Origin of the sequence: Streptomyces sp. NPDC048349, from assembly GCF_040651925.1 — a bacterium.
Classification (GTDB): Bacteria; Actinomycetota; Actinomycetes; order Streptomycetales; family Streptomycetaceae; genus Streptomyces.
Genome location: NZ_JBEZLA010000002.1, coordinates 1 through 12,517, shown reverse-complemented (window position 1 = coordinate 12,517; position 12,517 = coordinate 1). Strand labels below are relative to the sequence as shown.

Annotated in this window: 11 protein-coding genes; 8 read left to right on the top strand and 3 right to left on the bottom strand. The window is 72.9% G+C overall.

Annotated features, from left to right (window positions below; all coding sequences use genetic code 11):
- Positions 1-26: 26 nt before the first annotated feature.
- Both AB0D44_RS01750 and AB0D44_RS01745 read left to right on the top strand, forming a co-directional pair.
- Positions 27-1,655, top strand: coding sequence for a succinic semialdehyde dehydrogenase (locus tag AB0D44_RS01750; RefSeq protein ID WP_362582901.1), 1,629 nt, complete (start codon positions 27-29; stop codon positions 1,653-1,655).
- A gap of 12 nt (positions 1,656-1,667) precedes the next feature.
- On the top strand, positions 1,668-3,464 hold the full coding sequence (locus AB0D44_RS01745; protein WP_362582898.1) for a GMC family oxidoreductase: 1,797 nt from the start codon (positions 1,668-1,670) through the stop codon (positions 3,462-3,464).
- A 394-nt stretch (positions 3,465-3,858) separates the two neighbouring features.
- Here AB0D44_RS01745 and AB0D44_RS01740 read toward each other — a convergent pair whose 3' ends face one another.
- Entirely contained in the window at positions 3,859-4,122 is a 264-nt protein-coding gene (locus tag AB0D44_RS01740) for a chorismate mutase (protein ID WP_362582895.1), read from the bottom strand.
- 298 nt (positions 4,123-4,420) lie between these two features.
- On the opposite strand from AB0D44_RS01740, the gene guaA reads away from it, so the two are divergent.
- The 4 genes from guaA to AB0D44_RS01720 all read left to right on the top strand — a co-directional run bounded on the left by guaA (position 4,421) and on the right by AB0D44_RS01720 (position 8,822).
- Positions 4,421-6,007, top strand: coding sequence for a glutamine-hydrolyzing GMP synthase (gene guaA, locus AB0D44_RS01735; protein WP_362582892.1), 1,587 nt, complete (start codon positions 4,421-4,423; stop codon positions 6,005-6,007).
- A gap of 145 nt (positions 6,008-6,152) precedes the next feature.
- Complete coding sequence (locus AB0D44_RS01730; protein WP_362582890.1) at positions 6,153-6,926, top strand: class II aldolase/adducin family protein; 774 nt, start codon at positions 6,153-6,155, stop codon at positions 6,924-6,926.
- 102 nt (positions 6,927-7,028) lie between these two features.
- The gene (locus AB0D44_RS01725; protein WP_362582887.1) at positions 7,029-8,285 is read left to right on the top strand and encodes a hypothetical protein; all 1,257 of its coding nucleotides are present in this window, start codon (positions 7,029-7,031) and stop codon (positions 8,283-8,285) included.
- 18 nt (positions 8,286-8,303) lie between these two features.
- The gene (locus tag AB0D44_RS01720; RefSeq protein ID WP_362582884.1) at positions 8,304-8,822 is read left to right on the top strand and encodes a TQO small subunit DoxD; all 519 of its coding nucleotides are present in this window, start codon (positions 8,304-8,306) and stop codon (positions 8,820-8,822) included.
- Here AB0D44_RS01720 and AB0D44_RS01715 read toward each other — a convergent pair.
- Both AB0D44_RS01715 and AB0D44_RS01710 read right to left on the bottom strand, forming a co-directional pair.
- Positions 8,759-8,992: a hypothetical protein gene (locus AB0D44_RS01715; protein WP_362582881.1), complete on the bottom strand. Its 234-nt coding sequence runs from the start codon at positions 8,990-8,992 to the stop codon at positions 8,759-8,761. The two genes, AB0D44_RS01720 and AB0D44_RS01715, sit on opposite strands and share 64 nt — an antisense overlap.
- On the bottom strand, positions 8,979-10,310 hold the full coding sequence (locus AB0D44_RS01710; protein WP_362582878.1) for a PspC domain-containing protein: 1,332 nt from the start codon (positions 10,308-10,310) through the stop codon (positions 8,979-8,981). Before AB0D44_RS01710 ends, AB0D44_RS01715 begins: the two co-directional genes overlap by 14 nt.
- A 131-nt stretch (positions 10,311-10,441) precedes the next feature.
- Between AB0D44_RS01710 and AB0D44_RS01705 the strand changes: the two genes are divergently transcribed.
- Both AB0D44_RS01705 and AB0D44_RS01700 read left to right on the top strand, forming a co-directional pair.
- Positions 10,442-11,737, top strand: coding sequence for a PspC domain-containing protein (locus AB0D44_RS01705; RefSeq protein WP_362582875.1), 1,296 nt, complete (start codon positions 10,442-10,444; stop codon positions 11,735-11,737).
- Positions 11,734-12,426 (top strand): response regulator transcription factor, encoded by a 693-nt coding sequence (locus tag AB0D44_RS01700; RefSeq protein ID WP_362582873.1) that lies wholly within the window; start codon positions 11,734-11,736, stop codon positions 12,424-12,426. Before AB0D44_RS01705 ends, AB0D44_RS01700 begins: the two co-directional genes overlap by 4 nt.
- Positions 12,427-12,517: the final 91 nt, after the last annotated feature.

The following is a 12,517-nucleotide window of genomic DNA, read 5'->3' as shown; positions in this document are numbered from 1 at the left end:
CTTCCGGGCGCAATACGCTCACCGCCATGACGGACTCGCAGGCCCCGGCCCCCCTCCGCACCGCACCGGCACCCACCAACCCGGTCGCCCCGGCCCCGGCCGGCGCCCGCACCGCCGCCGACGTGGTGACCCCCGATCTGGTCGTCCGCCTCACCCGCGGGGTGATCGGCTCCGGCCGCACCGCCAACCACACCCCCTTCACCGGGGACCGGCTGGCGGAACTCCCGGAGGCGACCCCCGAGGACGTGGCCGAGGCCTTCGCGCGGGCCCGCGCCGCCCAGCCCGCCTGGGCCGCCGTCCCCGTGCGCAAGCGGGCCGCGGTCCTGCTCCGCTTCCACGACCTGGTGCTCGCCCGGCAGGCCGAGGTCCTCGACCTCATCCAGCTGGAGACCGGCAAGGCCCGCCTGCACGCCCACGAAGAGGTCCAGGCGGTCGCCGTCGCCGCCCGCCACTACGGGCGCAAGGCCCCCGCCTACCTGCGCCCCAAGGGCCACACGGGCGCCATGCCCACCCTCACCAAGGTCACCGAACTGCGCCAGCCGCGCGGGGTCGTCGGCCAGATAGCCCCCTGGAACTACCCGCTCGAACTCTCCGTCGGAGACGCCCTGCCCGCCTTCGTGGCGGGCAACGCGCTGGTCATGAAGCCCGACACCGAGACCGCGCTGACCGCCCTGTGGGCCCGCGACCTGCTCATCGAGGCCGGACTGCCCGCCGAGGTCTTCCAGATCGTCCTCGGCGAGGGCCCCGTCGTCGGCCCCGAGGTCGTCCGGCACGCCGACTACGTCTCCTTCACCGGCTCCACCCGCACCGGCCGCGAGGTCGCCCGGGGTGCGGCCGACCGCCTCGTCGGCGTCTCCCTCGAACTCGGCGGCAAGAACGCCATGCTCGTCCTGCACGACGCCGACGTGGAGAAGGCCGCCGCGGGCGCGGTCCGCGCCTGCTTCTCCTCCGCCGGACAGCTGTGCATCTCCATCGAGCGGCTCTACGTCCACGCCTCGATCGCCGACGCCTTCGTCGAGCGGTTCGCCGCGCGCACCAAGGCCATGCGCCTGGGCAGCTCGCTGGCGTACGGCGCCGACATGGGCTCGCTGGTCGGCGAACGCCAGCTGGAGACCGTACAGCGGCACGTGGACGAGGCCGTCGCCAAGGGCGCCACCCTCGTCGCGGGCGGGACCGCCCGCCCCGACATCGGCCCGCTCTTCTACGAGCCCACCATCCTCGACGGAGTCGAGGCGCCCATGGCGGTGTGCGGCGAGGAGACCTTCGGCCCGGTCGTCTCGATCTACCGCTTCACGGACGAGGACCAGGCGATCGCCGAGGCCAACGACACCGCCTACGGCCTCAACTCCAGCGTCTGGACCAAGGACGCCCGCCGCGGCCACGCCGTCGCCGCCCGCCTGCGCACCGGCACCGTCAACATCAACGAGGGCTACGCCCCGGCCTACGGCAGCGCGCAGGCCCCCATGGGCGGCATGAAGGACTCCGGCCTCGGCCGCCGCCACGGCTCCGAGGGCATCCTCAAGTACACCGAGGCCCAGACCGTCGCCCACCAGCGGCTCCTCCCGATGGCGCCCTCGCTGGGCATGGACGACGAGAAGTACGCGGCGTTCATGACCCGCAGCCTGCGGGTCATGAAGGCCCTCCGACTGCGCTGAAGGGGCACCACCGTGTCTGAGCCGTACGACTACGACGTCATCGTCATCGGATCGGGTTTCGGGGGGTCGGTCTCGGCCCTGCGCCTGACCGAGAAGGGCTACCGGGTCGGCGTCCTGGAAGCCGGGCGGCGCTTCACCCGCGACAGCCTGCCCAAGAACAGCTGGGACCTGCGCAACTACCTGTGGGCCCCGGCCCTCGGGCTGTACGGGATCCAGCGGATCCACCTGCTCGGCAACGTGATGGTGCTCGCCGGCGCCGGCGTCGGCGGCGGCTCGCTCAACTACGCCAACACCCTGTACGTGCCGCCCGCCGCCTTCTTCGAGGACCGGCAGTGGGCGTCCATCACCGACTGGCGCGAGGAACTGGCCCCGTACTACGACCAGGCCAAGCGGATGCTCGGGGTGCGCCTCAACCCGACCATGACCCCCTCCGACGTCCACCTCAAGGCGGTCGCCGAGAAGATGGGGGTGGCGGACTCCTTCCACATGGCCCCCGTCGGCGTCTTCTTCGGCGACGGGGACGACGCCGCGGGCCGGCACCCGGTCCGCCCCGGGGAGGAGGTCGCCGACCCGTACTTCGGCGGCGCCGGCCCCGCCCGCACGGCGTGCACCGAATGCGGCGCGTGCATGACCGGCTGCCGGCTGGGCGCGAAGAACACCCTGAACGAGAACTACCTGCACCTCGCCGAGGCCGCCGGAGCGGTCATCCACCCCATGACCACGGTCACCGCGCTCTCGGACCACCCCGAGGGCGGCTACCGGGTCCGCACCGTGCCCACCGACGCCCGCCGCACGGGCAGGGCGAAGGTGCTGCGCGCCCGGCACGTGGTCGTCGCGGCGGGCACGTACGGCACCCAGACCCTGCTGCACACCATGAAGGACCGGGGCGAGCTGCCCAGGATCTCCGACCGGCTCGGCGATCTGACCCGGACCAACTCCGAGGGCCTGGTCGGCGCCCAGACCGACGACCGCCGCTACCGCAAGCGGCACGGCGACGGCTCCGGCAAGGCACAGCGGGCCGACTTCACCCGGGGCGTCGCGATCACCTCCTCGGTGCACCCCAACGCCGACACCCACATCGAGCCCGTCCGCTACGGCAAGGGCTCCAACGCCATGGGGTTCATGACGGTCCTCCAGGTGCCCTACGCCAAGCACCGGGTCCGCGCCTGGTTCGCGCGTACCGCGAGGCACCCGCTGCAGCTGGCCCGCTCGCTGTCCAACCGGCGCTGGTCGGAGCGGACCATCATCGGCCTGGTCATGCAGTCGCTGGACAACTCGCTGACCACCTACCGCAAGCCCGGCGGCATCGGGAAGGGCCTGCTCACCGCCCGCCAGGGCCACGGCGCCCCCAACCCGGTCCAGATCGCGGAGGCCACCCGGGCCGCGACCCTGCTCGCCGAGGAGATCAACGGGTTCCCCGGCAGCAACATCGGCGAGCTCATGGGCACCCCGCTGACCGCGCACTTCCTCGGCGGCTGCCCGATCGGCGCCTCGGCCGAGGAGGGCGTGGTGGACCCGTACCACCGGCTCTACGGGCATCCGGGGATCTCCGTGGTGGACGGCTCCGCCGTCTCCGCGAACCTCGGTGTCAACCCGTCGCTGACGATCACGGCGCAGGCCGAGCGGGCGATGTCGTACTGGCCGAACAAGGGGGAGCAGGACCCGCGGCCGGAGCAAGGAGCGGGCTACGTACGGCTCGCGGCCGTGGAACCGGTCCGTCCGGCGGTTCCGAAGGAGGCCTTCGGCGCGCTGCGGCTGCCGTTCCTGGCGGTGCCCGAGATCCCGCCCAAGGTCGTGGACCAGGCCTGATGACCGGGTCGGTACCGCGCTCCCCCTCCGAGCGCGGTACCCACCGCGGTACATGAGTGACAGGCGGTCGCCACGGATGGTTGTACCGGAATCCGGCATCCCGGGCTGTGGTGTCGATCACACAGCGAAGCGTGCCCGTTGCGGGCACGGAAGAACGGCCGGCCCGGGGCGTCCCCGGGGCCGGCCGTCCTCGTGGGGTGACCGGGCTGCTGTCCCCTGCCGTCCGGTCACGCGGGGGAGCGAGGTCCCACGGCGCACGCCCCACGGGGGGGTGCGTCTCATCGCTCCGGCTGAGCCACGCGTGGTGGTGCGTCCCGCACCTGGCTGGCGCGGACAACCTCACCAACGAAGGCCGCCTTGGGCGGTCACGCTCCGGACGGGTGACGAACAGCCGTCACACACGCCCCCGGCACAGCTCCAGCAGGGTCATGGCGAGGGCGGTGCCGGGCTTTCCGAGGGCATCGCTCCAGTGCGAGAGCACTTCCATCTCGCGCGACAGGTGCACCCTGCGGCCGCCGGAGGAGATCCGGGCCTCCTGGATGACCGTCGAGACGGCCATGCGCTCCTGGATCAGGCCGATGATCCGGTCGTCGATGGCGTCGATGCGCGCGCGGGAGTCGGCGATGAGCTGCTCGGGGGTGGCGGTGATCGTGGTCATGGTCTTCGTCTCCTGTCGGGTGGGGTCCGGCAGGTCGCGGAACGCCAGAGCGCCCCGGTCCTGTCGGACCGGGGCGCTCTGGGAAGTCAGCGGCTCAGGCGAGCATCACGAGGACCCATGGCGACCGGACCGGCCGGTGCCATAGGTAAAGAGGAAGCTCAGCTGCTTGCGCATGGAACGGATTATTACCGTCCGTCCCGCTCCCGGCCAAGCCGGTTCGGATGGTGAGACGAAGAGAGGTGCGGGTCCCCCGTTAGAATCGACAAAACAGCCACCTCTTCCGCCGGAAGGCCGCCCCGTGCCAGAAGCACCCTCCGCCGCCCACGACAGCGCCCCGGACACGGTTCTCGTCGTCGACTTCGGCGCCCAGTACGCCCAGCTCATCGCCCGCCGCGTCCGCGAGGCACGGGTCTACAGCGAGATCGTGCCGAGCTCGATGCCCGTCGACGAGATGCTGGCCAAGAACCCCAAGGCGATCATCCTCTCCGGCGGCCCGTCCTCCGTCTACGAAGAGGGCGCCCCGCAGCTCGACCGCTCCCTGTTCGAGGCCGGCGTCCCCGTCTTCGGCATGTGCTACGGCTTCCAGCTGATGGCGACCACCCTCGGCGGCACGGTCGACAACACCGGTGCCCGCGAGTACGGCCGCACCCCCCTGGCCGTTTCCAAGTCCGGTTCCACCCTCTTCGAGGGCACCCCCGAGCAGCAGTCGGTGTGGATGTCCCACGGTGACGCCTGCTCCGCCGCCCCCGAGGGCTTCAGCGTCACCGCGTCGACCGACGTCGTCCCGGTCGCGGCCTTCGAGAACGACGAGAAGAAGCTGTACGGCGTGCAGTACCACCCCGAGGTGATGCACTCCACGCACGGCCAGCAGGTGCTCGAGCACTTCCTCTACCGGGGCGCGGGCCTGACCCCGACCTGGACCACCGGCAACATCGTCGAGGAGCAGATCGCGGCCATCCGCGAGCAGGTCGGCGACAAGCGCGCCATCTGCGGCCTCTCCGGCGGCGTGGACTCGGCCGTGGCCGCCGCGCTCGTCCAGAAGGCCATCGGCTCGCAGCTGACCTGCGTCTACGTCGACCACGGTCTGATGCGCAAGGGCGAGACCGAGCAGGTCGAGAAGGACTTCGTCGCCGCCACCGGCGTGCAGCTGAAGGTCGTCGACGCGCAGGAGCGCTTCCTGAACGCGCTGGCCGGGGTCTCCGACCCGGAGACCAAGCGCAAGATCATCGGCCGCGAGTTCATCCGCGTCTTCGAGCAGGCCCAGCTGGAGATCCTCCAGGAGGAGGGCCCGGCGGTGGCCTTCCTGGTACAGGGCACCCTGTACCCGGACGTCGTCGAGTCCGGCGGCGGCACCGGCACCGCGAACATCAAGTCCCACCACAACGTGGGCGGGCTCCCCGACGACATCGAGTTCGAGCTCGTCGAGCCGCTGCGCCAGCTGTTCAAGGACGAGGTCCGGATGGTCGGCCAGGAGCTGGGCCTGCCGGACGAGATCGTCCACCGCCAGCCCTTCCCCGGCCCCGGCCTCGGCATCCGCATCGTCGGCGAGGTCACCAAGGAGCGCCTGGACCTGCTGCGCGAGGCCGACGCCATCGCCCGCCACGAGCTCACCGCGGCCGGCCTGGACCGCGAGATCTGGCAGTGCCCGGTCGTCCTGCTCGCGGACGTCCGCAGCGTCGGCGTCCAGGGCGACGGCCGCACCTACGGCCACCCGATCGTGCTGCGCCCCGTCTCCTCCGAGGACGCGATGACCGCGGACTGGACGCGCATGCCGTACGAGGTGCTCGCGCGGATCTCCACCCGCATCACCAACGAGGTGCCGGACGTGAACCGCGTCGTCCTGGACTGCACGAGCAAGCCCCCGGGCACCATCGAGTGGGAGTAGTCCCCACCCGCACGCGACACGAAGCCGCCGCTCCCCCGCGGAGCGGCGGCTTCGCCGTTTCCCCGTTCCCCGGCCGCCTTCCTCTGGTCTCTTCGCGGGGCCGCCGGTACCTTGCGCCGCGACCGGAGCCGTCGGAGGAGGTCCCATGCCGGATCAGCCCGTACCCGTACCCGTGGAACGGCTCGGCTTCGCGATGCCGCCCGTGCACGCGGATCCGGCCGACGAGCGCGCGCACCGAAAGGAACGGCTCGCCGGGGCGCTGCGGCTGCTGGGGCGGCTCGGCTACGAGGACGGGGTGTCGGGGCACGTCAGCGCGCGAGACCCGGAGTTCGAGGACTGCTACTGGGTCAACCCCTTCGGGCGGGCCTTCGCCGGGCTGACCCCCGGTGACCTGCTGCTGGTGGACGGGGAGGGGCGGGTCCTGAGGGGGGAGCGCCGGGTCAACGAGCTGGCCTTCGCCGTGCACGCCGCCGTGCACCGGGAGCGGCCGGGGGTGGTGGCCGTGGTGCGCACGCAGGCCCCGTACGGCCGCGCCCTGGCCAGTCTCGGCGAGCTGCTGGCGCCGATCACCCAGGAGGCCTGCGCCTTCTACGAGGACCACGCGCTGCTCGACGAATACGCCGGAGCCGAGGACGCGGGCCGGATCGGGCGCGCGCTCGGCCCGTACAAGGCGCTGATCCTGCGCAACCGGGGGCTGCTGACGGTCGGGGACTCGGTGGACGCCGCCGTCTGGTGGTTCATCGCGGCGGAGCGGGCCGCGCAGGTGCAGCTGATCGCGCGGGCGGCCGGGAAACCGGTGCTCATCGACCACCACAGCGCGCTCGCCACCCGCGAGCGGTTCGGCTCCGACCTGGCCGCCTGGGTGAACTACCAAACCCTGCGCCCATCCGGTGACACGCCGGTGGCGTCAACATCATGAACCGTTAATCACCTGCTCTGACATCGTGCGCAATCCGGAACACTGCCGCAGTGGTGCACAATTCGCTGGCATTGCACCGTAGTTCAGAGAGGCGGCACGCACGTGGCTGTCCAAGAGATGTCCCGGGGTACTCACACCGCGGCCTGCGCATGCGACGACTGCGCACGGGAAGGGCACCGCCGCGCCGTGGCCGCCTTCCTGGAGAAGCGCGACGAGTTCGCCGCCGGACAGGGGCTGCCGGCCGCCGTGGCCCACTCCCTCGGAGCGTCCCGGCAGTGGGTCTCCGACGAGCTGACCCTGTCGGCCCGCACCGTCGCCGACCGGGGCCGGGAGGCCGGGAACTCCTGGCTGTACCTGTTCTCGCGGCGGGCCGTGCTCGCCGTGTGGATCGCCGCCGGGGTGCTGCTCCTCGTCCAGGTCGGCACCGCGCTCGGCACCGGCTGGTCCACGGCCCGCACCGCCGGGCTGCTGGCGGCCCTGGTCCTCGCCGGACTGCTCACCGTCGCGGCCCGGGCCCAGTCGGTGCGCGGCGGACTACTGGCCCCGCTGGTCGGCGAGGACAACCGGCTGTCGACGTCCAAGTCGGTGCCCAGCGCCTGGGTCGTGCTGACGGCGTTCGCCGCGCTGCTGCCCGCGCTGCGCCTGGCGGCCTCGGCGCCGGGTCCCGAACGGCAGGCCCTGTACGAGGGGCTCGCGCTGAACCGGGCGCTGCCGCTGCTGGCGGTGGTCTCGCTGACCTCGGTGGTGGCCGTGGTGGTGCGCCGGGTGGTGTCGGTGCGGATCATGGGCCAGCGGTTGCAGAAGCTGCCGGCCGACCGGCCGCGCGGGGTGGACCTGCTGACGGACGACGCGGGACGCGGCAGCTTCCCGGACGCGCAGTACGTGCTCGTCTCCACGGTGGTGCTGGCCTACGCGGCGGTGTCGCTGGCCCGCTTCCCGGACCGGCTGCCGCAGCTGCCGTGGGCCCTGGCCCTGCTGGTGGCCCTGTCGGCCGCCGTGTACCTGGCGGCCAAGTACGCGGAGGGCACCCGCCCGTTGGTGCTGTCGGTGGTGCGCAGACGCGAGCCCGGGGACCTGGACGCGGCCGTCCGCCCCGGGGACGACATCGAGATCCGGGGGGTGGGCTTCGTGCCGCCCGGGGCGCAGACGCCGGAGATGCTGGCCCGGCTGGTGGTGCGGATCGGGGCGGTGCACGTGCACGTGCCGCTGGTCCCGGTGCCGGGCGGGTTCACCAACCCCTCCGACACGGTGCTGACGGTGCCGGTGCCGGCCGAGGTGGAACCGGGCCGGATCGACATCCAGGTGGTGACCGCCGCCGGGGTGGAATCCAACCGCTGCATCATCGACGTGGCCGAGTGATCGGGGTACACATGACGCGTGACCCGAACTGATGTCTCGACAGACGCGTCCGCAGTCCCCCCGCTGAAGGAACGAGCGGCCGGCTACGCACTGCTGCCCCTGCGGCTCTTCCTCGGCGTGACCTTCGTCTACGCGGGCCTGGACAAGCTGACCGACTCCGCGTTCCTCTCCGCCTCCGGCGCCGGCTCCATCGGGGAGCTGATGACGGGCGTGCGCGACACTTCCGCGGTCCCCGCCATGGTGGACCTGGCCCTGGAGTCCCCCGTCGGCTTCGCCGTCGCGCTGGCCATCGGGGAGATCCTCGTCGGCCTGGGGACCCTGGCCGGTCTGCTGACCCGCGTCGCGGCCGTCGGCGGAGCGCTGATCTCGCTCAGCCTGTGGCTCACGGTGTCGTGGGCGGTGACCCCGTACTACTACGGCAACGACCTGATCTACATGATCGCCTGGATCCCGCTGATCATCGCCGGGGCGCCCTACTGGTCGCTGGACTCGCTGATCGGGTCGCGCCCCTCGCGCCGGTCACGCCGTACGGCGTAGGCCACCATCCCGGTCAGGGCGGCGAGCGAGAGCCCGCCCACCGTGAGCGGGATGACCAGGAACCAGGGCACGTCGGCCTCGCCGCTGCTGTCGAGCAGGTACAGCACGCCCGCCACCAGCAGGGCCAGCCCCGCGATCAGCCGTCCCGGCTGGAACTCATGAAGCCGCACGGGCCACCTCCACCTGTCCCACACCTGCGTTCAGGGACAGCTCGATCGTCCCGCCCGCCTCGGTGCCGGCCGGGGGCGGCAGGGTCGCCCGCCGGTGCTCGCCGCCGCCGCGCACCCGTACGTCCTCGCTCGTGTCGCCGGGCATCTGGATGTCGCCCAGCCGGATGGTCACGTCGGCCACGGCCGTCACCTCCCGGGGCACGATCACCTTCAGCCGCCCCGCGTCCACGGAGGCCCCGACGGCCAGCGCGGTGCCCCTGGGCACGTCCAGCCGGCTCAGGTCCAAGGTGGCGAGCCCGGTCCCCGCCTCGTACACGGGCCGTACGTCGGCCACCGCGGCCGGACGCCACTCGACCTCCCGCCAGTCCGTGCCGATCTCCCGGGGCAGTACGGCGGCGCCCGCGAGCAGTCCCGAGGTCAGCACGGCCAGCACGATCGTGCCGAAGCCGGTGCGCCCCAGCAGGGAGCTGACCACGAGGCCCAGGCCGAAGACGACCAGCGCGGCCGCCAGCCCGGTCTGCAGGGCCCGGCCCAGCGGACTGCCCTCCCAGGCGGCGCCCGTCGCGGCGATCCCGGCGATCAGCGCGAGCAGGAAGACCCGGCCGCCGATGCCGCCGCGCCGGCGGGCCGGGGCGGCGGGCGCCTGGGCGGACCGGGGCGGCGCGGCGCCGGGGTCCGCGGGGGCGACCGAGTCGGCGGGGCCCCACAGGTACCCCGTCGTGCCGACCGGTCCGGTCGTGCCGTCCTTGACCAGCGGGTCCCGCCACCACGACGGGCCGCCCGGAGCGGGCGGGGCCTTCGTCTCCGGCGGGGCCTTCGTCTCCGGCGCGACCGGGGCCTCGGCCTCCACCGGGCCCGCGGTCCGCCGCCGCTGCGACCAGTACGAGGCCCCGCCCAGCGCCAGGACGACCAGCACCGAGAAGACCGCGAGGACGCCGTTGTCCAGCATCGACAGGAACAGCGCGCAGCCCACCAGCGCGGCGAACACCGCCGCGAGGGTGGCTCCCTCGACGCGGCCGGTCAGCATCTTCTTCGCCTCGCTGTCCTCCTCGCCCTCCTGGGGGAGCAGCAGCCACGCGAAGCCGTAGAAGATCAGGCCGACGCCGCCGGTGACCGCGAGGACGCCCAGCACGATCCGGAAGACCACCGGGTCCAGGTCGAAGTACCGGCCCAGACCCCCGCACACGCCCGCGAGGACCTTGTCGCGCCTGCTGCGGCGCAGCGGAGGCCGGTCGTCGGAGGGCCGGTGCGCCCCGGGCGCCTCCCCCGGACTCCCTCCGGGGGGACCCGCAGGCGGGGCATCGTGTACATCGGTCATGGGTCCATGGTGACGGGCTCCGGCGGCCCGTGGCACCGGGCCCGACCCTGGCGCAACCCTGATATCCCCCGGGCGGAATTGGGGGGCTGCCCTGATGCCCGGCCGCGTCGGCGCGTGTGACCCTTGGTGACATGCCCGCAGCCGCCGCTCCCCGTACCCCGCTCGCACCCGACAGCGAGGAAGTGCCGCCGCGCAAGCTCTACCGCAGCGCCGACGGCCGGATGCTCGGCGGTGTCGCGCGGGGTCTCGCCGGACACCTCGGGCTGCCGGTGATCTGGGTGCGGCTGGCGTTCCTCGGCCTGTTCATGTGGGGCGACGGCCTGGGGGTGCTGCTGTACGCCGCGTTCTGGGTGTTCGTACCCCTGGGCGTCGGCGGCCGCAGCGGGCACCGCTCCTACCTCGAAACCCTGCCCGACGGCACCCGCCGCCTGCGCAAACCCGACAAGGGGCAGATCAGCGCGCTGATCGCGCTGTGCGTCGGGGCGGGCATCTTCATCTCGCAGGTCCAGGTCGGCGGCGCCTCCGGCCGGTACGTGTGGCCGACGCTGCTGGTCGGGGCCGGGGTGGTCCTCGTCTGGCGACAGGCCGACAACGCCCGCCGGGCCCACTGGACCGAGGCCGCCGGACGGCACGGGAGGCTGCTGCAAGCGGCCCGCGCGCTGGCCGGGGTCGCCCTGGTCGGCGTCGGTCTCACCGTCTTCATCGTCGTCCGCGGCTCCGCGGCCCAGCTCGGCAACGTCCTCACCGCCACCCTCGCCGTCCTCGTCGGCGTCGCCCTGCTCGCCGGCCCCTGGCTGATCCGGATGACCCAGGACCTCTCCGAGGAGCGCCTGATGCGCATCCGCGCCCAGGAGCGGGCCGAGGTGGCCGCCCACGTGCACGACTCGGTCCTGCACACCCTGACCCTGATCCAGCGCAACGCCGAGGACGTGTCAGAGGTGCGCCGTCTCGCGCGGGCGCAGGAGCGCGAGCTGCGCAACTGGCTCTACAAGCCCGGGGGAACCGGCAAGGAGGAGGCCGAGGAACCGGCCGGCCTCGCGGAGGCCGTGAAGAAGACCGCCGCCGAGGTGGAGGACCACCACGGCGTCCCCATCGAGGTCGTCGTCGTCGGCGACTGCCCGCTCGACGAACGCCTGGCCGCCCAGGTCCAGGCCGCGCGCGAGGCAATGGTCAACGCCGCCAAGTACGGTGGCGAGGGCGGGCCGGTGCAGGTGTACGCGGAGGTGGAGGGGCAGACGGTGTTCGTGTCCGTACGGGACCGGGGACCGGGCTTCGACATCGACGCGGTACCGGACGACCGGATGGGCGTACGAGAATCGATCATCGGCCGGATGCAGCGCAACGGCGGGACCGCACGGCTGCGGTCGGCGCCCGACGGCGGCACGGAAGTCGAGCTGGAGATGGAGAGGGCGGCGAACGCAGCATGACCGAGGACAACGCGGTGACGCAGACCGGCAGGCGGGTCCGGGTGGTGCTCGTCGACGACCACCGGATGTTCCGCACCGGAGTACAGGCCGAGATCGGCGACACCGGGCGGACCGGCGTCGAGGTCGTCGGCGAGGCCGCCGACGTGGACCAGGCCGTCACCGTGATCACCGCCACCCGGCCCGAGGTCGTCCTGCTGGACGTGCACCTGCCCGGCGGCGGCGGGGTCGAGGTGCTGCGGCGCTGCGCCCCGCTGATGGCGGCGGCCGAGAACCAGGTGCGGTTCCTGGCCCTGTCGGTGTCGGACGCGGCGGAGGACGTCATCGGGGTCATCCGCGGCGGCGCGCGCGGCTACGTCACCAAGACGATCACCGGCTCCGACCTGGTGGACTCGATCTTCCGGGTGCAGGAGGGCGACGCGGTGTTCTCCCCGCGGCTGGCCGGCTTCGTGCTCGACGCCTTCGCCTCCACGGACGCGCCGCCGGTCGACGAGGACCTGGACCGCCTGACCCAGCGCGAGCGCGAGGTGCTGCGGCTCATCGCGCGCGGGTACGCGTACAAGGAGATCGCCAAGCAGCTCTTCATCTCCGTCAAGACGGTGGAGTCGCACGTCTCGGCCGTCCTCAGGAAGCTCCAGCTCTCCAACCGGCACGAGCTGACCCGCTGGGCGACGGCCCGACGGCTGGTCTAGGGGGTGTCTGACGGAGGTCCGTGGTGAAGGAGCGGTGTCCGGTGCGTGCTCTCGGCGTGCCGGCCGGATGCCCCCGTACTGGACGTACTTG

Bases quoted from the DNA above. Each gene is read 5' to 3' on its own strand.
- AB0D44_RS01710 (WP_362582878.1), bottom strand. From the start codon at position 10,310: ATGACCGATGTACACGATGCCCCGCCTGCGGGTCCCCCCGGAGGGAGT.
- AB0D44_RS01705 (WP_362582875.1), top strand. From the start codon at position 10,442: ATGCCCGCAGCCGCCGCTCCCCGTACCCCGCTCGCACCCGACAGCGAG.
- AB0D44_RS01750 (WP_362582901.1), top strand. From the start codon at position 27: ATGACGGACTCGCAGGCCCCGGCCCCCCTCCGCACCGCACCGGCACCC.
- AB0D44_RS01740 (WP_362582895.1), bottom strand. From the start codon at position 4,122: ATGACCACGATCACCGCCACCCCCGAGCAGCTCATCGCCGACTCCCGC.
- AB0D44_RS01700 (WP_362582873.1), top strand. From the start codon at position 11,734: ATGACCGAGGACAACGCGGTGACGCAGACCGGCAGGCGGGTCCGGGTG.
- AB0D44_RS01730 (WP_362582890.1), top strand. From the start codon at position 6,153: ATGCCGGATCAGCCCGTACCCGTACCCGTGGAACGGCTCGGCTTCGCG.